The organism is Aliarcobacter thereius LMG 24486 (genome assembly GCF_004214815.1).
Classification (GTDB): domain Bacteria; phylum Campylobacterota; class Campylobacteria; order Campylobacterales; family Arcobacteraceae; genus Aliarcobacter; species Aliarcobacter thereius.
The window spans coordinates 178,352-199,818 of record NZ_CP035926.1 but is presented as its reverse complement, the minus strand read 5'-3'; the positions used below and the strand labels follow the sequence as shown (position 1 = coordinate 199,818).

The 21,467-nt window shown below is 26.2% G+C and carries 22 protein-coding genes; 3 read left to right on the top strand and 19 right to left on the bottom strand.

Features of this window, described 5'->3' with window-relative positions; genetic code table 11:
* Positions 1-55: 55 nt before the first annotated feature.
* The 9 genes from fliD to ATH_RS01050 are packed head-to-tail and all read right to left on the bottom strand — an operon-like array spanning position 56 to position 7,494.
* Entirely contained in the window at positions 56-1,408 is a 1,353-nt protein-coding gene (fliD, locus tag ATH_RS01090) for a flagellar filament capping protein FliD (protein WP_066389992.1), read from the bottom strand.
* Between the two features lie 21 nt (positions 1,409-1,429).
* Positions 1,430-3,343 carry a FlgK family flagellar hook-associated protein gene (locus ATH_RS01085; protein ID WP_066389993.1) on the bottom strand — a complete coding sequence of 638 codons (1,914 nt, stop codon included), beginning with the start codon at positions 3,341-3,343 and terminating at the stop codon, positions 1,430-1,432.
* Positions 3,344-3,394: 51 nt separating this feature from the next.
* Positions 3,395-4,099, bottom strand: a complete 705-nt coding sequence (locus tag ATH_RS01080; RefSeq protein ID WP_066182550.1) for a flagellar basal body L-ring protein FlgH — start codon at positions 4,097-4,099, stop codon at positions 3,395-3,397.
* Positions 4,096-4,530 (bottom strand): hypothetical protein, encoded by a 435-nt coding sequence (locus ATH_RS01075; RefSeq protein WP_066182547.1) that lies wholly within the window; start codon positions 4,528-4,530, stop codon positions 4,096-4,098. The genes ATH_RS01080 and ATH_RS01075 overlap by 4 nt, the downstream gene beginning before the upstream one ends.
* 3 nt (positions 4,531-4,533) lie before the next feature.
* A complete protein-coding gene (locus ATH_RS01070; protein ID WP_066182542.1) occupies positions 4,534-5,058 on the bottom strand; it encodes a flagellar basal body-associated FliL family protein in 525 nt (174 codons plus the stop codon).
* Positions 5,059-5,061: 3 nt separating this feature from the next.
* Positions 5,062-5,547 carry a MotE family protein gene (locus ATH_RS01065; protein ID WP_066182539.1) on the bottom strand — a complete coding sequence of 162 codons (486 nt, stop codon included), beginning with the start codon at positions 5,545-5,547 and terminating at the stop codon, positions 5,062-5,064.
* Between the two features lie 2 nt (positions 5,548-5,549).
* The gene (locus ATH_RS01060) at positions 5,550-5,954 is read right to left on the bottom strand and encodes a hypothetical protein (RefSeq protein WP_066182537.1); all 405 of its coding nucleotides are present in this window, start codon (positions 5,952-5,954) and stop codon (positions 5,550-5,552) included.
* Positions 5,955-6,215, bottom strand: coding sequence for a flagellar biosynthetic protein FliQ (locus ATH_RS01055; RefSeq protein WP_066182535.1), 261 nt, complete (start codon positions 6,213-6,215; stop codon positions 5,955-5,957).
* Position 6,216: 1 nt separating this feature from the next.
* A complete protein-coding gene (locus ATH_RS01050) occupies positions 6,217-7,494 on the bottom strand; it encodes a hypothetical protein (RefSeq protein ID WP_066182533.1) in 1,278 nt (425 codons plus the stop codon).
* Positions 7,495-7,590: 96 nt separating this feature from the next.
* Between ATH_RS01050 and ATH_RS01045 the strand changes: the two genes are divergently transcribed.
* Both ATH_RS01045 and fliM read left to right on the top strand, forming a co-directional pair.
* Positions 7,591-8,640, top strand: a complete 1,050-nt coding sequence (locus ATH_RS01045) for a flagellar basal body P-ring protein FlgI (RefSeq protein WP_066182531.1) — start codon at positions 7,591-7,593, stop codon at positions 8,638-8,640.
* Positions 8,641-8,643: 3 nt separating this feature from the next.
* On the top strand, positions 8,644-9,759 hold the full coding sequence (gene fliM / locus ATH_RS01040; RefSeq protein ID WP_066182528.1) for a flagellar motor switch protein FliM: 1,116 nt from the start codon (positions 8,644-8,646) through the stop codon (positions 9,757-9,759).
* Positions 9,760-9,775: 16 nt separating this feature from the next.
* Here the strand turns inward: fliM and pyrC are convergent, their stop codons facing one another.
* Positions 9,776-10,795, bottom strand: a complete 1,020-nt coding sequence (gene pyrC / locus ATH_RS01035; RefSeq protein WP_066182525.1) for a dihydroorotase — start codon at positions 10,793-10,795, stop codon at positions 9,776-9,778.
* Positions 10,792-11,130, bottom strand: a complete 339-nt coding sequence (locus tag ATH_RS01030) for a P-II family nitrogen regulator (RefSeq protein WP_066182522.1) — start codon at positions 11,128-11,130, stop codon at positions 10,792-10,794. The genes pyrC and ATH_RS01030 overlap by 4 nt, the downstream gene beginning before the upstream one ends.
* A gap of 121 nt (positions 11,131-11,251) precedes the next feature.
* Here ATH_RS01030 and ATH_RS01025 point away from each other — a divergent pair, with 121 nt between their 5' ends.
* Positions 11,252-13,183: an ankyrin repeat domain-containing protein gene (locus ATH_RS01025; RefSeq protein WP_066182519.1), complete on the top strand. Its 1,932-nt coding sequence runs from the start codon at positions 11,252-11,254 to the stop codon at positions 13,181-13,183.
* 115 nt (positions 13,184-13,298) lie between these two features.
* Here the strand turns inward: ATH_RS01025 and chrA are convergent, their stop codons facing one another.
* The 8 genes from chrA to ATH_RS00985 all read right to left on the bottom strand — a co-directional run bounded on the left by chrA (position 13,299) and on the right by ATH_RS00985 (position 21,460).
* A complete protein-coding gene (gene chrA, locus ATH_RS01020) occupies positions 13,299-14,453 on the bottom strand; it encodes a chromate efflux transporter (RefSeq protein ID WP_165595943.1) in 1,155 nt (384 codons plus the stop codon).
* 59 nt (positions 14,454-14,512) lie between these two features.
* Positions 14,513-15,766: an arsenic transporter gene (locus tag ATH_RS01015; RefSeq protein WP_066389995.1), complete on the bottom strand. Its 1,254-nt coding sequence runs from the start codon at positions 15,764-15,766 to the stop codon at positions 14,513-14,515.
* The gene (locus tag ATH_RS01010) at positions 15,763-16,071 is read right to left on the bottom strand and encodes an ArsR/SmtB family transcription factor (protein ID WP_066389996.1); all 309 of its coding nucleotides are present in this window, start codon (positions 16,069-16,071) and stop codon (positions 15,763-15,765) included. The genes ATH_RS01015 and ATH_RS01010 overlap by 4 nt, the downstream gene beginning before the upstream one ends.
* A 9-nt stretch (positions 16,072-16,080) precedes the next feature.
* Complete coding sequence (locus tag ATH_RS01005) at positions 16,081-16,479, bottom strand: arsenate reductase ArsC (RefSeq protein ID WP_066389997.1); 399 nt, start codon at positions 16,477-16,479, stop codon at positions 16,081-16,083.
* A 76-nt stretch (positions 16,480-16,555) separates the two neighbouring features.
* A complete protein-coding gene (locus tag ATH_RS01000) occupies positions 16,556-20,023 on the bottom strand; it encodes an acyl-[ACP]--phospholipid O-acyltransferase (RefSeq protein WP_066389998.1) in 3,468 nt (1,155 codons plus the stop codon).
* Between the two features lie 22 nt (positions 20,024-20,045).
* On the bottom strand, positions 20,046-20,399 hold the full coding sequence (locus tag ATH_RS00995) for a gamma-glutamylcyclotransferase family protein (RefSeq protein WP_066182493.1): 354 nt from the start codon (positions 20,397-20,399) through the stop codon (positions 20,046-20,048).
* 4 nt (positions 20,400-20,403) lie between these two features.
* Positions 20,404-21,117 (bottom strand): LrgB family protein, encoded by a 714-nt coding sequence (locus ATH_RS00990; protein WP_066182490.1) that lies wholly within the window; start codon positions 21,115-21,117, stop codon positions 20,404-20,406.
* Positions 21,107-21,460, bottom strand: coding sequence for a CidA/LrgA family protein (locus ATH_RS00985; protein ID WP_066182487.1), 354 nt, complete (start codon positions 21,458-21,460; stop codon positions 21,107-21,109). The genes ATH_RS00990 and ATH_RS00985 overlap by 11 nt, the downstream gene beginning before the upstream one ends.
* Positions 21,461-21,467: the final 7 nt, after the last annotated feature.

Below are 21,467 nucleotides of genomic sequence, written 5' to 3'. Positions count from 1 at the left end.
GATTTTTTTTGAGTATATTATATCTTTGCTTAAATAGAAGATGATTATACATCTTCTATTTTGAAGCTTGAGACTGCATTATTAACATTTTTAAACCAGAAAATGATGCTTCCATTTGATTTATAATTACCCCATAAGCAGCAAATTGTTGTGCCATTAGACTATATTTAGTATCTAAAGCTGTTTCAGCTGTTTCTTTATCTTTCTTAAGTGTCTCTTCTCTACTCATCATATTTAATTCATAATCAATCAAACCTTTTTTTACACCGTTAATAGTAATAGCTTCATCCAATCTTGTTGCTACACCTTTTTGTTCTGGAACTCCTGTGAAAAGCTTTTCTAACTCTTCTGTTCCATCTTTAGTTGCTTTTTCAAACTCTTTTTGATTAAATAAAAGATCTCCACTTTTTGAATCAAGTGAAAATCCAAAGCTAAACAGTGAACTATTACTATTTCCACTACCAAATAGTTCTTGCTTTACAGTCTCAAGCATATTTCTTAATGAACTTTTATCATAAACACTTGATTCACTACTATATAGTTCATTTTCTATCGCTGATTTAAACTCATTATATTTATTTGCAAACTCTTGCATCTGCTTTGGTAAATCAGTATTATAATTTGAAATCTCAATAGTTGAATTTCCGCCTTCTTTTGTAGCTGTTATTTTAAGTCCATCAATTGTAATAGTATTTGAACTAGATGAATAATTAACTCCATCTGCTCTAAGTTCCATATCTTGTGCTTTTAGTACATTGTATATCTTTAAAGTTTCTTCATCAGTTGAATCTGCTTTAAATGGGCTATTAGCAGCAGCTCCACTCATATTTATTTTATTTGCTTCTCCTGTTTCACTACTTTTAATTGATATTCTAAATCCTCCAGCTGAATTTTCAACTAAACTAGCATCAACACCAGAAATTTTGTTTATCTCTTTTACTAAATCACTATATGTTTTACCATCTGTATTTATTGTTGTTCCATTTATAGTTAAATCACCTTGATCAACTAAACTATTTTTTGTAGTAGTTGTTCCATCAAATAATCCACTTTGCCAAACATCTTTTTGAGCAAGTTGCTCAACTTTAACATTCATAGAACCATTTTTCAATGAATTTACATCTTCAGCATCAAATATAACACCTTCACCATATACATTTGCATTCTTTTGATGGAAAGCACTTGCTCCTGTTGTTTGGTTTAAAGAGAAGATTTTTAAAGCATTTAAAAAATCATCAACTTTAGTTGATATATTTGAAATAGCTTCTCTTTCTGGTTCAAAATTTTCTAGTTTTTTTTCAATTGGTTCAACAGTTGCTTTTCTGTCAACAGCTTTTAATTTTTCAATCATATCATTATTTAGTCCAGCTGCTTGTCCTTGACCTAATCCTAAAATACCTTCTGCCATATCTTACTCCTTATTTAAAATTTATCTTTTCATACCTAAAAGTGTTTGAATCATCTGATCAACTGCTGTTATAACTTGTGAGTTTGCTGTAAAAGCTGCTTTAAATTTCATTAAATCAATCATTTCATCATCAGGATTTACCTTTACAACTTCATTATAAGACATTCCTAAATTAACTGAAATCGCATTTTGCACTTCATATGAATATCCTGATTCTTCTTTATCAATTGATACTCCAACTTTTAAACTTCTATAAAACTCCATAAAAGATGTTGCATTCTTATCATTTGGATTTTGTGCTTGTCCTTTAAATGATAAGTTATCCTTCCATTGTAAATTTGCAAGATAATCTAAGTTCTGCTGATTTAAATCATTTACAGCATTTTTATTAAATTTTAAATTCTTAACACTACTTCCACTAAATAGATTTAAGTTTACAACATCTCCACCGTTTTGTGGGAATGGTGGATTATTATAAGCATCTGATGCCTCTTTTCCATAAATGTAATCATCAGCACCAACTCTTATATAAGCAGAATAAGTGTCTGATAATGTTTGTGCAAAACTATCTAACTGATCAAGATATTTTTGAAACTTATTATTTGGATTACTACTTGCAAGATTTTCTACTTGCGCTCTCATACTTCCACTTGTTAAACTTAATTCATCTTCATATATTTTTAAAACTGTATCACTTATTGGATTTTTACTTGTTGTTTCATTTCTATATATTGATTCTCTTCCATTTATATCTGAACCAGTTTTTCTCTCAACACTAATTCTTCCAGTAAAGTCATTATTAATACCTGCTAAATTTGACTCTATTCTTAAATAATTATCATTATTTGGATACATTGGAACACTTTTTCCATTCTCATCAATTACATATTCACCATTATATGCAGTTACTAATTTACTCATCTCTTCATTTGAATTAATCTTTAACATCAATGCTCTTGTAATATTATCATTTGTAACAACTTGTGCAGTTGGGACACCATTTGGATCTCCATCCCAATTTCCCATAATTGTTTCTCCAACTCTTACACTAACTGAAAACTCACTATTAAGAGTATAAGTTACAATATCATCTGGTCCATAAGGAGCTTTAGCTGTAAAATTATCATTATATTTTAATGAATCATATACAGTTGAAGAGCCATCTAGGTTTTGCTTAATATTATTAAATTTATCAACTTGCTTTGTATGAATATCTTGCATTTCTATCTCTTTTTCAAAGATATTATTACTTAATGCTACTTGTCCACCAATTTTAATTTGATAGAAGCCTGGAACTCTATTTATATCAACATCAACATATTTTGATAACTCTAACTCAAGAAGATCTCTTTTATCTAAAAGATCATTTGTAGCTGGTGTATATTTCTCTATCTTTGTATTTATATCAGCTATCTCTTTTAAAATAGAGTTTACCTCTTTTAGATCTGTTTTTAATTCATTCTTTTCTATTGCTGCTTGTTTTTCAACACTGCTATAAAGTTTTTGTAAATCATCTACAATAACTTTACCTTCAGTTTGCATTGCATTTCTATAAACTTCTGAGTGTGGATTCGTTCTTAAATTTTCAACAGATTGGAAATATCTATTTAGATTTATTGAAAAACCACTTGTATCTGTTTCAATAAATATTTTTTCAACACCACCAAGCATATTTGATAATTTATTATAATAATTTGATTTTGTACTCTCTTGCATAAATTTATCATACATATGTTGTGATGTAACTCTACTTATTCCATCAAAACCAACACCTTGCCCTGTGATATGTACACCATTTAATCTAACTTCACTTAAATCTGCTACTCTTTTTTTATATCCAATAGTATTTTTATTTGCTTGATTATTACTTACATTATCTATAGCATATCTTGAAGCATTCAATCCAGTTTGAGATGTATGTAGAGTTGAAAACATATTTTTTCCTTAAAATTTCAGTATTATTGCATCACATTTCTTAAAATTAGTTTAAAATGGCCATATTGATCTAAGAAATCTTGTTCCCCAAGGAGCTTGTAAAATATCAGCTTCATCCCCATCTTTCTTATATAGAAGCTTTAAATTTGCTATCTGTGCTGAATTAATAGAATTTTCTGGACTTATATCATATGGTCTAATTATTCCTGTAATTATAATCTCTTGTTTTTGTCCATCAAGTAAAACTTCTTTTGTACCTTTTATAAAATAATTCCCATTTTGATAAACTTCTTCTATTATTGCAGAAATATCTGTATCAAAATTCTCTTTTACTTCAGTTTTTACTTTTCCTTTATCGCTATCACTAGAATTTGTTCCAAAATTTACACCAAGATTTGCATTTATTCTATCTGTTGCACTTCCCATAGTTCCACCTAAAGTATTACCACCAACAGATGTAAACATTCCACCTCCAAACTCATTTTGTCTATTACTTGTGAGTTCTCTTTTATTATCTGTTTTTTGTTGCAAACCTTCACTAATTCTTATTTGAATAATATCACCAATTTGTAAATCTTTTTTATCTGCAAATAAAGATGAACCTTGAACAGAATATAAAGAACCTTTATTTCTTTTTACTTTTGGTTCATCTCTTACTACTTGATGCTCTGGTTTAGTAAATTCTATTTCTGGTCTATCCATTGAACTACAAGATACAAAAATAAAAGGTATACAAGCTAGAAGATATCTTTTCATTCTAATTTTCCTTTTAATATATTTTCTAAATCTACAACAACAACTATCTCTTTAAAACTTCTCTTAACTAAAGCATGTGCACCATATCTAATCTCAATAGCACTAATATTTGTATTTGGTTTTAAAATATATACTACTTTATTTTTAAATATTCTAATATCTTCAACATTTTTTTGATCTATTAATTCAACAACTCTTTGAGTTTCTGCTAATATAATTGTATGTATTTCTAATTGCTCTTTCTCTAGTTGCTTTTTTTCTAAATTTCTTTCAATCTCTAATTCTGCTTCTACTCTTATTTGCTCTTGCTTTAAATTAAATTTCTCATAAGAGCTATATCCAATAAAAATTATTGCAAAAAAAAGAGCAAAAAATATTATCTTTTTAATTAATAATTTAGTTTTTCTCTTTCTTTTAATAGCTATTATCATTTTTTACTTTATTACAAATGCTGTAAAGAATATGTTATTTACAATATTCCCACCAGTTTTTCTAGCATAATTCATAATACCATTTAATTCACTAATTAATTCGTCTTTTAGTATGTTTTTACCACCAACAGTTAATAGCTCTTCTGAACTTCTTGAGCTAACTTGTGTAATAACAATATCTGTAATTTCAGCTAAGTGATTTGTTACAATCTCTTCAATTGTTGCCTCTGAACTTCTAATAGAAAAAGATAGTTTTAAAATCTTTTCTCTACCTCTTGTATCAGTCAAGTTTAAAACTAAATCATTTACTTCTGCTTTAAATTTTGCTTCTGAACCAGAAGATTGTGTAATATTTTCAACTTTTGTTTCATTTTCTACACTTGCTTTACTTGTTCCCATATTGCTAAATAGAAAAAATGTAGCAACAGCAACTGCTACAATAAGTAAAATAACAAAAGTTATTAATAATAAAATAAGTCCTTTCCCATCTGAACTCTTTTTAGATAATTCAATATTTTCATCTGCCATATTCTAGTCCCTTTTCTCTTCTTTTTTGAAATTTTCAAGCATAAAAGTCAAAATTGATGCACTTTCTATATTTAAAGTCTTCATAATATTAGAAACATTCGACTCTTTTAATCTGATTATTATATCGAAAACTTCTTCAACTTTACCTTCAAGAATCATTTGATCAAATATTTGAGCAGCTATTTTTGGTTTCATTTGTTCATATATTTTTGTTGTTTTTAATGTAATCTCATTTCTTATCTCTTTTATGAGTTCTTCATTCTTTGCTATAAGATTTTCAATATTTTTCTTATCTTCTTCTACTTTTACTTCAATCTCTTTTATTGATTTTAAAAACTCTTCATTCTCTTTCTCTTTTTTATTATAAAATTGAGTTAAATCTTCTTTTAATTGCAATACTTCCATTTTTTGTTTTGTTAAAGCACTACTTGTTTCATCTGCATTTAAAGAGATTATTAAAACTATAAAAATTAAAAATCTAAAAAACAAAATTAACTCCTAATATATTTACTTTGTATAAATTCTTCATTTAAAATCATCTCATCATGTAGTTTAGCTTTTCTTAACTCTTCTTTTTCTTCTTCTAAAATATATTTATACTGTTCACTCTCTTTTTGCAAATCAATAATCTCTAAAAAAAGAACCTCAACTTGCTTTAATAAATCATCTTTTCTTTTTAATAGCTTATTAACTTCAAATCTCAATCCATCTTTATGCATAGCTAATATCATAAAATCTGAAATTGACCCTAGTTGCTGAACTGTTGATGTATTTATCTCTTTTGTTAATGAATATATCTTTTCATCAATCTCGTATATTTCTTGTTCTAAAGTAGCTTTCTCTATAAGTTTTTGTTCAGTTTGACTTTTTTTTAAATTATAAAGCTTATTTATCATTTAATTCCCAAAAACCAATATTATATTCCATAAGTCAACTGCAAAGCCCTCTATTTGTTCACCAATCCAAGGTAAAGAGAATAGAATAAAAGCTGAAACAAATATCATCTTTGGAACAAAGCTCAAAGAGGCATCATTTACTTGTGTTACAGCTGAGAATATTGATATTATTAATCCAATTACCATACTTACAAGAAGTGCTGGTAACCCTACTAATAGTATAATTTTTACTGTATCTTGAGAGATTGATAGTAAATCCATACTACTCTTTTATTTTTATTGAAAGTTCAACATTTTTATTTTTTAGAAGTTTAGTTAAAAGTGCTGTAACATCTTCAATATTTGAAGCATTTAATTCTATACTATTTGAATTAGAAATATCTTTCTCTTCATTATTTGTATTCTCTTCTATTTCACTCTTTTCTATACTATTTGAACTACTGTTTTCAAGTCCAAGTGCATCTAACATATCATTTTCATTAATTTCATCTAAATTTAAAAAGTCATTCATATTAGCATCTTCCTTTTGAATTTTAATACCCTCTTTTAAGTTTACAAACTCTTCAATACTTTCATCTTCTAAACTCTCTTCAATACTCTTTTCTATATCACCTAAATAAGGGACTTCAAGCTCTTTTTCTTCATCTTTTTGATTATCTGTATTAACAAAATTAAAATCATTTAACTCATCAATATCATCATACAAAAAACTATCTTCTGAAATCTCATTATCTACTTTTAATATTATCTCTTCTTTATTGTTCAAAGTCTTTTCATCAGCTTCTTTATTTTCAATATCTTCTGTATTATTGTCTTCTAATAAATCATTAACTAAAGAGATATCAAAATCTTCGGCTTTAAAATCAAAATCACTTTCGTCAAATTTAAAGTCTTCTATATCAAAATCATCGCTTATAAAACTATTTAAATCATCATTATTATTTGTATTTATTTCTTTAGAATTTTCTAAATCCTCTTCTAGTTTTAACTCTTCATCACTTTTTTGTATGCTTGATTCTGAATCATAATCTAAATCTATATTATTCAATCCAAAATCTTCATCAAACTCAATATCTTTTTTATTATCAATTTCCGTTAAAATATCATCAGGATTTGAAACTAAATCCTCTTCTTTAATAGTTTCTTCGTTTTCAATGATATTTTCAATATTTTCTTCACTAACGGATTCAATAATATTTTCTTCTTTTATTTGATTTAGCCTTTTATGCTTTCTAATTATATAATCAGGAATTTCAGAAAAAGAGTCAATTGATAATTCACTAACTCCACATTGAAGTAAAAATTCTTCTTCTATTGCATCTTTTGGTTTTATAAAAGCAAATTTTGATTTTTTAAGAATCTTATCATCGTCTATTAAAAAAACATCATCAGGATTTGAAGCTATTTGCTCTTTTAAATCATCTAAATCAGATATTTGCATTATTGAAACATCATCTAATCTTTGATCAATTTTTGAATCATTCAGAATTTTTCTAATATCTTTTTTAAATTCGTCTTTTCCATAAATAAAAATATTCAAATTTTTTCCCTAATCATTTAAACTCATAAATCTGATTATACCTTTTTTTATTAAATTTTTGATAAAATAAATGTTCAAAATTTATAAAGGATTTTTTTGAGAATTTTAACTTTGATTTTTTTACTTTTTAGCTCTTTATATTCACAAAAGATTAAAGATATTTCAAACATTATTGGAATTAGGGAAAACCAGTTAATTGGTTATGGTCTTATTGTTGGACTAGCTGGAACAGGTGATAAATCAAAATTTACAATGCAAAGCTTACAAAATCTTCTTACAAACTCGTATATTAAAATTCCTCAAGGTTCAATTAATTCAAAAAACATTGCTGCTGTTATGGTTACAGCTGATTTACCACCATTTGCTAGGCAAGGTGATAAAATAAAAGTTACTCTTTCAACTATTGGTGATGCAAAATCAATAGATTATGGAGAACTTTTAATGACTCAGTTAAAAGGTGTTGATGGTAATGTTTATGCTGTTGCACAAGGTAGTGTTGTTGCAAATGCAAATAATAAAACAACTGGTTTTATCTATGAAGGAGCAACCGTTGAAGGTGAGCTTGAATTTGATTTACAAGATGAAAAATCTATTCAACTAAGTTTGCTTCAAAATTCAGCTAAAAATGCAGATTTAATTGAAAGAAAAATAAATGAGCATTTTGGACAAAATCTTGCAAAAGCTCTTGATACTAGAACTATTGATGTAATCAAACCTGATGATTTATCAATAGTAAGATTCATTGCTTTGGTTGAAAATATTGAACTTGATACAAATATTAAAAAGAAATTAATAATTGATGTAAATAGAGAGGCTATTATTGCTGGTGGAGATATTACTATTTCACCAATTACAATTTCAAGAAATAGTTTTACACTAAGAATTGATAAAACTACTTTAGATGATACAAACTGGAATAATCCAGCTATAAACAGAGGTGTAGATGTTGGCGATGGTATAAAAATAGCTGATAAACCTATTGTTGATATAGACAATGCAATGATAAATACAAAAAAAGATCCTACAATATCAGATTTAGTAAGATCTCTAAAAGTTATGAAAATTCCTATGAGTGAAATTATTGATACTATTAAGATGATTAAACAAATGGGTGCTATTGATGTTGATATTGAGTTAAGGGGTTAAAAAATGGCAGAATTTTTAAGTCAGGATGAGATTGATGCTCTTTTGGATATTGCAGAGCAAGGTGATGATATTGATGGTACAAATCCTCTTGATAAATTTGCAGCTAAAGAGAAAAACTATACAGTTTATGATTTCAAAAAACCAAATAGAGTAACTCTTGATCAATTAAAAGCTCTTACAACGATGCATGATAAAATGCTAAGAGAGTTTACAAATGACCTTAGTTCTATGCTTAGGAAAATGGTTGATGTTAAACTTATGTCTATTGAACAGATGACTTATGGAGAATTTATTTTATCAATTCCTCAAGTTACATCTTTAAGTACTCTATCTATGAAACCACTTGATGGAAGAATAGTTATTGAGTGTAACCCTACTGTTTCACATAAAGTAATTGCTGATTTACTTGGAAGTGGTGCCGTTAATACAATGGATAGTATTGATAGAGAACTTACAGAAATTGAGTTAAAAATATTAGAGCACTTTTATAGAATGTTTATAAAAATCCTATATAAAACTTGGAGTGATGTTTCAAGTTTAAACTTCAAGATTGAATCAAGTGATACAAATGCAAATGCTATTCAAATTGTTTCAGACCACGATATAGTTTTACTTGTTGTTTTTGAAATAACTATTGATGAAGATTCTGGTTTTTTATCTATTTGCTACCCTATTTCTTATATTGAACCTCTTCTAAATAAAATTGTTGATAAAATTTTTAGTGAAGGTAAGAATCAAAAACTAAGTAGAAAACAAGATATTAAAACTCTAATTTCTGGTGCTAGAATGAAAATTGAACCAATTATGGCAGAGACAGAAATGAGTACTTTAGAGATTTTAAATCTTAAAGAAGGTGATATCATTGTATTTAATAAAAATGCTGTTTCAAATGAAAGCATAGTTTATGTAAATAAAAAAGAAAAATTTTTAGCATCTTGCGGTGTAACAGACAATAGAAAAGCCATTGAACTAAAATCTAACTTAGACAAAGAGAAACAAGAAACTCTTGAAACATTAAGATTAATGAGAGAAGAGAGAGAGCAAAAAGCAAAAGAGAATGCAGAAAGCATAAAAAGACTTCTTAGTGAAAGAAAAGGTCCAGCAATTCCTATTATTTAATTAAAGGAGTAAAGATTTACTCCTTTATACTCCATGATATTGTTTTACCTGCATACATAGGTACAACTTTTTCATCTTTATACTCATAAACTGCTGGAACCACGAAATCTTTTTTAATTAATCTTATAGTTTTCTCTTTTAATTTTAATCCATATATTCTTTGCGCATTATTTGATACAAAATCATTTAACTTATCTAAAGCATCATTTTTTTCAAATAATTCAACCAATACTTGAAGTGCTATTGAAGATGTAAAAACTCCAGCTGCACAACCACAGCACTCTTTTTTATGTTTCGGATGTGGAGCACTATCACTTCCAAACATAAGCTTTGGATGAGCTTTCAAAGCAGCACTTAAAAGAGCCTCTTTATCTTCTGGTCTTTTTGCAATTGGTTTACAAAATAGATGAGGATCTAGCATTCCACCAGCAAGATCATCTAAAGTAATTATTAAATGGTGTAAAGTAACTGTTGCATATAGATTTGAATATTTATCCAAAAGTTCAACTGCATCTTTTGTAGTAATATGTTCCATAATTATTTTTAAATTTGGAAAAGCTTTTGCAATACTCTCATAAATTGGCATAAACTCTTTTTCTCTATCCATTACAAAACCATTTGTTTCTCCATGAATACAAAGAGGAATTCCTAATTTACTCATAGATTCCAAAGTTGGTCTTAAAACTTCGATATCCATTGAAGAAACTCCTGTTTCAGAGTTTGTTGTAATTCCAGCTGGATATAATTTAATTCCTATAATATCATCTTTTATATCTTCTAAAAATTCAAAACTATAATCATTTTTAAAAAATAGTGTCATAAGTGCTTGAAAGTTATCTCCTTTGCAAACTTCATCTATTCTATCTTTATATGCAAGTAGTGCATCTTTTGTAGTAATAGGAGGAACTAAATTTGGCATCACTAAAGCAGCACTAAAACTTTTTGATGTAAAAGGAGCTACAAGTTTTAGCATATCATTATCTCTTAAATGCAAATGCATATCAAGAGGTTTTTCTATCTCAAATATTTTACTCATATAGCTTTTACTCCTTCTTCTAAAGTTCTAACTCTAATTACATTTTCAACAGGACTTATAAAAATTTTTCCATCTCCAATTTTTCCAGTTCTAACAGCTTTTACAATCACTGCAACTGTATCATCAACATCTTTATCATCAACAACAATTTCAACTTTTATTTTAGCAAGAAGATCTATGCTTTTTTCTTCACCTCTATATAGTTCACCGTGTCCTTTTTGTCTTCCAAAACCTTTAACTTCACTAACAGTTACTCCACTAATATTTGCCTCCAAAAAAGCCTTTTTTAAATCTTCAAATTTAAATGGTTTAATTATTGCTTCAATTTTCTTCAAATTCTTTCCCTTAAATAAAATAAGGCTCATTTTAGCCTAATTTTATTTAATTTGAGTTATTAACAACTTATTATTAAACTTATATTATAATCCCTAAAAAAGCTTAAAGGTTTGTTATATTATGTTTGGATTTTTCCAAGAAAAAGATAGAAGTTTTAAAAATAAGATTATTGATAAATTACTTAAAGATAGTGATGATTTTAACTCTTTAGATCAAATTTATAAAAAATCACAATTGGATTTAAATAGTTTATATATAGATGACGAACCTGCTTTAATTACATGTTGCAGAAGAAACTTGTTAAATAGCGTTTTATGGTTATTAGAAAATAAAATTGATATAGAAATAACAAATTCTCTAAATGAAACAGCACTATTTTATGCTATTTACTCAAATGATAATTTAATATTAGATGCTTTATTAAAAAAAGGTATAAACTTTAATCACCTAAACAATAATAAAAGAACTGCTCTTCAAGAATCAGTTTTTAACTCAAATATAAGAGTATCAAGATATCTTTTAAAAAAAACAGAACTAATAAAAAATAGTGATTTAAAAGGAAACAATGTTCTTTTTGATGCTATTCATATTGGGAATTTAGTTTTAATTGAAGAGATTTTAAAGTTAGAAAAAATTGATTTAGAATATAAAAATAAAGATGCAAATACAATCTTACATTTAAAAAACTCTTTAGAAAAATATCCTATTGCTTCACTTCTTATTGATTATGGTGCGAATCCACTATTAAATAATAAATCAGGTGAAAACTTCTTATTTTTTTTGGTAACTAAAGGTGAAGCTGCTTATAAACTTATAAAAAAGATTGAAGAAAAAGGGCACTCTTTAGATAGCAAAAATAGTTTTGGTAAAAATATTTTAATGTTTGCTTGTGAATATTTCTTAAAATTAAAAGATAAAAAGAAGCTAGATTCTCAAAGAAAATTGATTAAAAGATTATTTCAAACAGATATAAATAAAGAGAGTTTAAATAAAAATTCTGAATCAATAATATTTGAAATCGCAAAAACAAGTGACAAAGAACTTATTGATTTTGCTATTCTTAATCTTCCAAAACAGAATCTAAATAAACAAAATAGTTTTGGATTTACTCCTCTTTTTTATCTAGTTTTAGGTGGTTTTTCTACTCTTGATTCTATTGATCTTTTAAATATAAATGGAGCAAAAATTGATTATAGAAATAGGGACAATATAAATCTTTTAGAGTTTTTAATCAATATAATTTTACATATTGAAAATAAAACAACTATTCATGAAGATTTACTAGGACTTATTTCAAAAAATAGAAGATATAAAGAGCTTTTAGAAGAATTGATAAAAAAATATAAGCTTGATGTAAATGAACTAAATTCAAAAAATGAACCTCTATTTTTTAGCTCTTTACTTAATTTTAATTTCTCAATATTTAGAATTTTAATCTCATTTAATCTTGATATAAATAAAAAAGATAAAAATGGAGATAATATTTTATTTAGATTAATAAAACAAGATATTATCAAAAATAGTACAAATCAAGAAAAGCTTATAAAAACTATTAAAAACCTTATTAAAATAGGTCTAAATATAGATGAAAAAGATAAAGATGGATATACAGCACTTAGCTACTCTATAATTCATCAAAAAGATGAATTTATTAAATTATTTGTAGAATTAAATGCCTCTTTTGATATTTTAGATAATCAAGGAAGAACTCTTATTCATACAGCTGTTTTACAAGATAAAGTAAAATATATAAAGTTTTTAAGAAAAAATAGTGATAATTTGATAAACCAAGTTGATAACTTTGGAGTTAGTGCATTAAACTATGCTTTGTTTATGGGAAAAGCTGAACTTGCATTAAAATTAATTTCATTAAATGCAAATCTAGAAAATCCTCATCCAAAATCTATAAAGATATTAGAATTCTTAAAAAAGTTTCATAAAAATATTTTAGCCATTAGCTCTTTATCAAAAGATACAAAAGAAAAGATAGCTTTACACAATCTTGCCCAAAATATGATTGTGGAGTTTAATATAGATATCTCAAGAAAATAAAATACTAACTATCTATACTTCTTTGATTTCCTAAAAGTATTATAAGAACTCCTACAAAAATAGTAATCGTACCTATAATATCCCATCTATTAAACTCTTTTACCAAATTATATTCCTATACAAAAAAGTTCTTAATTAAGAAAAAAAGAATATATCCAAATATAATATAAAATATATTTATTTTCATATATCTAATTAAAATAAATCCAATAAATAATAATAAAATATCGTAAATAGAGAATATTGCACTTGGGATAATATTTTTTACAAGAGTTGAAAATAAAAGAGCAACAACACAAGCATTTATAGCCATAATAATTTTTGCTAGAATTTTGTTTTGAGATAAACTTTCATAACTCTTATAAAAAGATAATATAAGTAAAAAACCTCCTAAAAAAATTCCAAAAGTTGCAATAATAGCTCCTAAAAAAGAGTTATCTTTTAAAATATCTGCTCCTAAATATGTAGCTATTGTAAACATAGGTCCTGGAACTGTTTGAGCTAAAGAATATGATATTAAAAAAGTCTCATTTGAAACTTGATTTTGTAAATTATCCTGTAACAATGGCAAAACAATATGTCCACCACCAAAAACCAAACTACCACTTTTATAAAAATCAAGAAATAGTTTTAAATATTCATTCCTAAATTCAAAAATAAAAGCTAATATAAGTAAAATTAAGAATATAAATAAAAAGTATATATTTGGTAAAGATAGTTTCTGGTTTTTATTATCTTCATCTTTCTTAATAAATAAAAAACCTAAAACTCCACAAATTATTAAAATGATAAATTGATTAAAGATTGAAGAGAAAAATATAAAAGAAATAGATGCAAAGATAAAAATTGCTTTTGTATTATAATCTTTACAAAAGCTATTAAACATAGCTAAAACAGCATCAATTACAATAAGTACAGCAAAAAGTTTTAAAGCATAAATAGTACTTTTTATATAGTTATTTTCTCCTTCTAAAATTCCAAAATACCAAATAAGATATAAAAATATAAATGATGGTAAAGTAAATGCAATAAAAGCTAAAAAAGCACCAAAGATTCCACCTTTTTTAAGTCCAATTGTAAATCCGACTTGCGAAGAACTAGGTCCTGGTAATAAATGGCTAAGTGCTACAATTTTTGAAAACTCTTCATCACTTAGCCATCTTAATTTTTCAACAAATCTTTTTCTAAAATATCCAATATGAGCAATAGGTCCACCAAAACTAAAACATCCTAAGATGAAAAAATGGTAAAAAATAGCTATTTTTATCACATTTTGCCTTTTATAATATATTTTTTAATATTTTAACTATTTTAGGATACTAATTGGTTTCATATTAAGCTTAAAAGTACAATTAAAAGTACAGGTGGAGTAATTAGTAAACCAAATTTACTATACTCTAAGAAGCTTATTTTTACTCCTTTTTGAGAAAGAACATAAAGCCATAATAGTGTAGCTAAACTTCCAAAAGGTGTCATTTTTGGTCCTAGATTACATCCTATAATATTTGCATAAATCATAGCTTCATTTCCTATATCTTTTAAAGCTATATCCATAATCATAATTGTTGGCATATTATTCATAAAAGCACTTAATATTGCACTTATAAATCCAGTTGAAACAACAGCTATATAATCACTTTTTGTTGATAAATATTGCATTAAAATTGTAAGTTCATCTGTAAGTCCAGCATTTTTTAATCCATAAACAACAATATAAAGTCCTATACTAAACCAAACAATTTGCCATGGAGCATCTTTTATTATGCTCTTTGCATCTACACTTTTTGATAAACTTGCAATTATTAAAAATATAATTGCTCCTCCTAGAGCAAATATTGAAATAGGTAAGCTGTAAGTGTCCGACACAAAATAAGCCAAAAGAAGTAAGAGTAAGAAAAACCATGAAAAATAAAATAATTTTATATTTTTAATAACACTTTTTGGCTCTTTTAATAAACTTATATCAACTCTTTTTGGTATATCTTTTCTTAAAATTAAATATAAAAATATTATTGAAACAGACACACTTACAATAAATGGAATAATCATATTTGAAAAATATTCTATGAATCCAATATTAAAATAGTTTGCTGTTACAATATTTGTAAGATTTGAGAAAACAAAAGGTAAAGAAGCACTATCACTTATAAATCCACCTGCAAGTAAAAAAGCAATAATTGTTTTAATATTTAAATTTAATACTCTCATTTTTGCTAATAATATTGGTGTTAGAATTAAAGCTGCTCCATCATTTGCAAAAAGTGCTGATACAAAACTTCCAAGTAAAATAGAGTAAATAAACATTTTTACTCCACTTCCTTTTGAAAAATGTGCCATTGTTAATGCAGCCCATTCAAAAAATCCAATTTTATCTAAAACCATAGATAAAATAATAATTCCAATAAAAGCTAAAGTTGCATCCCAAACAATATTTGATACTTCTAAAACATCATTAAAACTAACAACTCCAAAAACAAGTGCAAATATTGCTCCAATAACTGCACTTGTTCCTATTTGTATATTTTTTGGTTGAATTATGATAAACAAAAGTGTTATCAAAAATATAGATATTGGTAAAATCATATTTCACAAGCTTTTTTTAAATTTGGAAGTTCAAGATTTAAATACTCAATCTCTTTTAAAATATTTTGTCTAAAAATATCAAGTGGTGTTCTAATACTATAATAAGCCCACTTTCCTCTTCTATTAACTTTTAAAAATCCAGCATCTTTTAATATTTTTAAATGCCTTGAAATCCTTGATTGTATCATTTCAAATGAACTTTCTATATCACATACACAAAGCTCTTTATGAATATTTATAAAGTGTAGAATTTTAACTCTTGTTTCATCATTCACAGAAGATACCGTTTGTAAAAATATTTCCATTTTATTCCTTTATTTAAAAAAATCATTAATTTTAGGAAGCAATATATCTTTTATTTTTTTATATGTTTCTTCAAATGCTTCAAAATCTTTTCCACTTGGATCTTCGAAAGAGATATGAAGAGTCTTTATTTTTTTTGGAAATACAGGACAATTTTGTATTGCATGGTCACAAACAGTTACAACTAAATCATAATCATTATTTATTACTTTATCAATAGTTTTACTATGATACTCTTCTTTCCAAATCCCCTTGTTTTCTAATAGTTTTTTTGCATTTGGATTTATTTTTCCACTTGCTTTTACACCTGAACTATCTGCACTAATTCCATCTAAATTTGCATTTATTAATGCTTCAGCCATGATACTTCTGCAAGAATTTCCTGTACATAAAATCAAAACTTTTTTCATATAAAACCTTTTTATTTTTAAGTTTTGAATATTATCTAATTTTATCTTAAATATATCAACATATCTTGATATGTTCTTATATTAAACTTTTTGCACTTTCATAATCTCTTTTTCCACTTCCTAGCTTTGGGATATCTTCTATGATTTTTATAGTTTCAGGAATAGCTAATTTATTGTCAAAATCTCTTATTATTTTCTCTTTTAGCTCTTTTATAAACTCTTCATTTACATTCGTAATAAGTAAAATTATCTTTTCACCTTTTTTCTCATCTTCAGTACTCAAAGCCATAATATCAATATTACTATCATCAATAATAGTTGATATCTTTTCTTCAACTAATCCCAAACTTATCATCTCACCAGCAATCTTTGCAAATCTCGAATATCTATCAACAATAGTTAAAAAACCATCACTATCGAGTTTTCCTTTGTCTCCTGTTATATAATAAGTTCTTCCTTTTATAGTTTTTAAAACACTTTTTGTTTTCTCTTCATCATTTAAATATCCTTTCATAACCTGAATACCAGATATTAAAATAATCCCTTCTTCATCTACATTTAACTCTTTAAAATTATCTGGATCAACAATTTTTATATCTGTTCCTGGAATTGCCATTCCAACTGTTCCAATTTTTTGACCTATTTGCACATCAAATGTTTCTGATATTTTATCTGGAAGATTACAACAAGCAACGGGTGAAGTCTCCGTTGTTCCATATCCTTCTAATATATCTTTTCCAAATCTCTTTTTAAACTCAAATCTTACATCATCTCTTAATTTTTCAGCTCCAGCAATAACTATTCTTAAACTATCAAACATAAGTGGATGAATCTTCTTATTTCTTGTATAAAGTCTAAAAAAAGTCGATGTTCCACAAATAAATGTAGCTTTATGTTTACTTGTCATTTTTGCTACACTTAAACCATCAGTTGGATCAGCAACTGCAACACATTTTATTCCTTCAATTAGTGGTAAATATGTAGTTACAACTATTCCAAAAGCATGAAAAAGTGGAAGAGAAGCCAAAATAACATCATCTTCATTTACATTTAATATATTTGCAATTTGTTCTGCATTTCCTAAAATATTTTCTCCACTTAGCTCTATTCCTTTTGGTATTCCTTCGCTTCCAGATGAAAATAATATAATTGAAGTATCATCTTTCTTTGTTTTTCTTAGATAAAAAATCTTTGAGATAAAAGTTGGTAAAAAACTAATAGAAAAAAAGATAAATAGTGATTTTAATTTACTAATATTTGCTCTTTCATCTTCAAGTAATATTAAATCTATATCTTCAAAAACTTCTTTTATTTTTATTTCTCTTGCTTCTAATCTATCAATAAACCTTTTAGAACTTATGATATTTTTAATATTTGCCTCTTTTATTGATAGTTTTAAACTTTCTATTGAAGCTGTAAAATTAAGATTAACTGCTGTTTTTCCCATTAATAAAACTGTATAATTTATAAAAGCTCCTGCACAACTTGTAGGTAGAAGTATTCCTATGTTTTTCTCTTTTAACCTTTTTCTAAATAGATTTTTAAATAAAATTGCTACTGTCAAAAATCTATTTCCACTCAAACTTGCACCTGTATTATCAACAAATATTGTCTCATTTGATACTTCAATCAATCTTTCAAAAATGACTTCATTTAATGGTTTCATCACTTGGATATGTTCAAGCCAAGCTTGGTTTGATAAAGAAAAAACTTCATTTTTTATACTTACTATATCTGCACTATTTTTATTCATCATTCTTGCAAAAGATACTGTTACTCTATTTGTTTTTTTAGAATTCTTAAATCTTTTATTTGCTCTACTAAACATTGATTCCCAAAGTCCTCTTATATAAAAAGGTACAACTTTTATATCTTCATTTGTAGTAAATTCTAAAATCTTCTCAAATCCTCTTTTAAATTCTCCTAAATGCCCATTTCTAGTAATTGCACCTTCAGGAAATAAAACAACAACATTTCCTTCATCAAGCTCTTTTGCAATAGTTTTTATTGTACTTTTACTAGAAGAACTTGAAATTGGTATTGTTCTAAATATCTTTAAAAGCCAAGTTAAATACCATTTCTCATATATAGTTTTATCCATCACAAATTTTACTTCTCTTGGAACTGCCATTAAAATAATTGCCCAATCAATCCAAGAGATATGATTTCCTAAAAGTAAAACTCCACCTTGAGATGGAATATTTTTTATTCCATTAACTTCAAGTTTATATTTCAAGCCAACAATAAATTTCAAAAACAAAAGCAACAAAGATTGTGGTAATTTATAGATTGTATAAACAGAACCAAAAGCAATAACAAGAAGAATTAAATATATTGTATGAAGTGGATTTAGCTCATAAAAAGATACAATTGTAGTAATACAAAGCATCAAAAACATAAATAAAGATTGAAACCAATTATTCCCTGCTAAAATTGTTCCTAGAAGTTTTTTCTTTGCATTAAATTGTATTAAAGAGTTTAAAGGAACTACTAACATTCCACCAAAAAAACCAAACATCAAAAATATTATTGCCAATAAAAATGGTGTTTGAAATATTGTTGATAAAAATATCATAGATGCCATTCCAATAAATGATAAAGGAATAGTCCCTATTTCTATATAAAATTTTGAAATTCTTGAATAAACTATTGCACCAAGTGCGATACCAATTCCTGAAGAAGCTATTATTCCATTTATTACAAAAACATCTTCAATTCCTAAATACATTTTTGCAAAAGATGGGAAAACTGCAAGCATAGCTTGTGAAACTCCAAAAAACAATGATAATCCAATTACAGATAAGAATATTACATTTTGAGAATAGATATGTTTTATATTTTGTTTTAACAATCTACCTTTAAAAAACTCTTTTTTATCAAAAAATAGTATTTCTGATTTTGTATAATTTGTACTTACTTTCTTTAAAAATAAAAATGAAACTATCATCTCTAAAAATGCAATAGGTAAAATATAATAAGCCAATGGCAAAATAGCTACAAGTAATTCATCTTTTGAGCTTAAATTACTAAGATTATTTGTATCATAAAAGCTTTCAAATATAAAAGAAGTAACTCCAATAGCAAATAAAATAGCCACAATAGATATTGCTTGAACTGCTGAATTACCTTTTGATAAATTCTTTTTTCCATAAATATCTAATATTATTCCTAGTTTTGCTGGACCATAAATTGCACTTTGAACAGCCAATAAAAATAAACCAAACATAGCAAAATAAAAGTTTCCAATAATATATGTAAATATCATAAAACTTGCCAATAAAAAAGATGATAAAGCACCATATACCAAAATATCTTTTTTATTGTATTTATCTGATAAATATCCACTTATGGTAAATAAAAGTAAAAAAGGAAGAATAATTAAAGCATTTACAATAGATACCCATATAACTTGAGTTGAACCATCAAAAATCTTAAAAGCTATATTTTGAAGAAGAATTTTATGAGATACATCAACAACAGCATTACAAAAAACAACAAATAAAAATGCAATTTTTATAAGTATTAAACTCTCAATTCTTTTCATATTTTTCCTTTTTTAAAATATTTTAGTAACTCTCTTCTTCTATAATCTCATCTTTTAATGTATAAATAAATGTTTCTACCAAAACCTCATCATATCTTTCAACTGTTACAGGAGTTCTTACAAATTCTTCTCCTTCAAAGATATCAAGATTTTCCCAATGATTTATTAAATTATCAGAATAAAACAAAAATCCATGAATAATATCCTCTCCCATTTCAAGCCTAATTCCAGGATATCCCATACCAGCACTCCAACCAGCATCAATTAATTTTCCTTTTACAATTGCAGGTACAAATTTTCCTACAATATTTTCTAATACATAAGCATTTGGACAATTTGGCATAAGTGTTCCATAAACAAAAAGTGTCTCTTTCATTTTACTAACTTATTATTGTAATTATAAGAGGTAAGAATATTGCTGTAAGAACTCCACAAAGCCCCATTGCAAGTGCTCCAAAAGCAGCAGCTTTTTCTCCAATCTCAATAGCTCTTGCTGTTCCAACTCCATGAGAAACTAAACCAAGTGCAAAACCTTTTGAAGTCTCATATTTAATTCTACAAAGCTTAAAAATCAAAGTTCCAAAAAGTGCACCTAAAATTCCTGTTACAAGTACAAATCCAATAGCTAAAGACGGAATAGCTCCTATTTGTTCAGAAGTTATAATTGCAATTGGAGCTGTGATTGATTTTGTTGTCATAGATAGAATTGTTGTTAATTTTGCTCCAAAAATATATAAAAAGAAAACTGCTATAAGAACTGTAAATATCCCTGCAACAATTAGTGTTATAACAATAGGAATGAATAAACTTTTTATATGTTGTAAGTTATTATATAAAGGAAGTGCTAAAGCAACAGTTGCTGGTCCCAAGAAAAAATCAATTATCTTTACACCTTTAAAATACTCTTCAAAACTTGTATTTGTAAGTAAAATTATAGTTAATATAATTACATAAGATACAATTATTGGCTGAAGAAGTGTCTGTTTATTAAATTTTTCATATACAAATATTCCAAAATTATATGCAGCTAAAGTTATGATTAACCAAGTAAGTGGTGTTGAGTGAATATATTCAACTAAAGCATCAAAATTCATCTTTTTTTGCCTTTTTAGTTAAATAATCCATAAGTTTTGAACTAAATGCTAAAGCTATCAAAGTTCCAAAAAATAGTGATATAAAAATAGCCCAGAACTCTTTTTTTATTATATCAATTTGAGTGATAATTCCCATAGCAGCAGGTATAAAAAGAAGTGGGAGATATTTTAAATGAATAGAAACTGCACTATCAAGACTTTTAAAACTACTTTTTCTAATAAATAAAAATCCTAAAAGTAATAGCATTCCAATAACAGATCCAGGAACAAGTAAGTCAAAAAATTTTGATATACTCTCTCCTAAAAATTGAAATACTAGAAGAGTTATAAAACCTTTTAACAAACTAATT

Excerpts from the sequence above, each read along its gene's own strand:
- fliM (WP_066182528.1), top strand. The coding sequence starts at position 8,644 with ATGGCAGAATTTTTAAGTCAGGATGAGATTGATGCTCTTTTGGATATT.
- ATH_RS01000 (WP_066389998.1), bottom strand. The coding sequence starts at position 20,023 with ATGAAAAGAATTGAGAGTTTAATACTTATAAAAATTGCATTTTTATTT.
- ATH_RS01025 (WP_066182519.1), top strand. The coding sequence starts at position 11,252 with ATGTTTGGATTTTTCCAAGAAAAAGATAGAAGTTTTAAAAATAAGATT.
- ATH_RS01070 (WP_066182542.1), bottom strand. The coding sequence starts at position 5,058 with ATGGCAGATGAAAATATTGAATTATCTAAAAAGAGTTCAGATGGGAAA.
- ATH_RS01075 (WP_066182547.1), bottom strand. The coding sequence starts at position 4,530 with ATGATAATAGCTATTAAAAGAAAGAGAAAAACTAAATTATTAATTAAA.
- ATH_RS01055 (WP_066182535.1), bottom strand. The coding sequence starts at position 6,215 with ATGGATTTACTATCAATCTCTCAAGATACAGTAAAAATTATACTATTA.
- ATH_RS01015 (WP_066389995.1), bottom strand. The coding sequence starts at position 15,766 with ATGATTTTACCAATATCTATATTTTTGATAACACTTTTGTTTATCATA.
- ATH_RS01060 (WP_066182537.1), bottom strand. The coding sequence starts at position 5,954 with ATGATAAATAAGCTTTATAATTTAAAAAAAAGTCAAACTGAACAAAAA.
- pyrC (WP_066182525.1), bottom strand. The coding sequence starts at position 10,795 with ATGAGTAAAATATTTGAGATAGAAAAACCTCTTGATATGCATTTGCAT.
- ATH_RS00990 (WP_066182490.1), bottom strand. The coding sequence starts at position 21,117 with ATGAATTTTGATGCTTTAGTTGAATATATTCACTCAACACCACTTACT.
- ATH_RS01010 (WP_066389996.1), bottom strand. The coding sequence starts at position 16,071 with ATGGAAATATTTTTACAAACGGTATCTTCTGTGAATGATGAAACAAGA.
- ATH_RS00995 (WP_066182493.1), bottom strand. The coding sequence starts at position 20,399 with ATGAAAGAGACACTTTTTGTTTATGGAACACTTATGCCAAATTGTCCA.
- ATH_RS01080 (WP_066182550.1), bottom strand. The coding sequence starts at position 4,099 with ATGAAAAGATATCTTCTAGCTTGTATACCTTTTATTTTTGTATCTTGT.
- ATH_RS01085 (WP_066389993.1), bottom strand. The coding sequence starts at position 3,343 with ATGTTTTCAACTCTACATACATCTCAAACTGGATTGAATGCTTCAAGA.
- ATH_RS01005 (WP_066389997.1), bottom strand. The coding sequence starts at position 16,479 with ATGAAAAAAGTTTTGATTTTATGTACAGGAAATTCTTGCAGAAGTATC.
- fliD (WP_066389992.1), bottom strand. The coding sequence starts at position 1,408 with ATGGCAGAAGGTATTTTAGGATTAGGTCAAGGACAAGCAGCTGGACTA.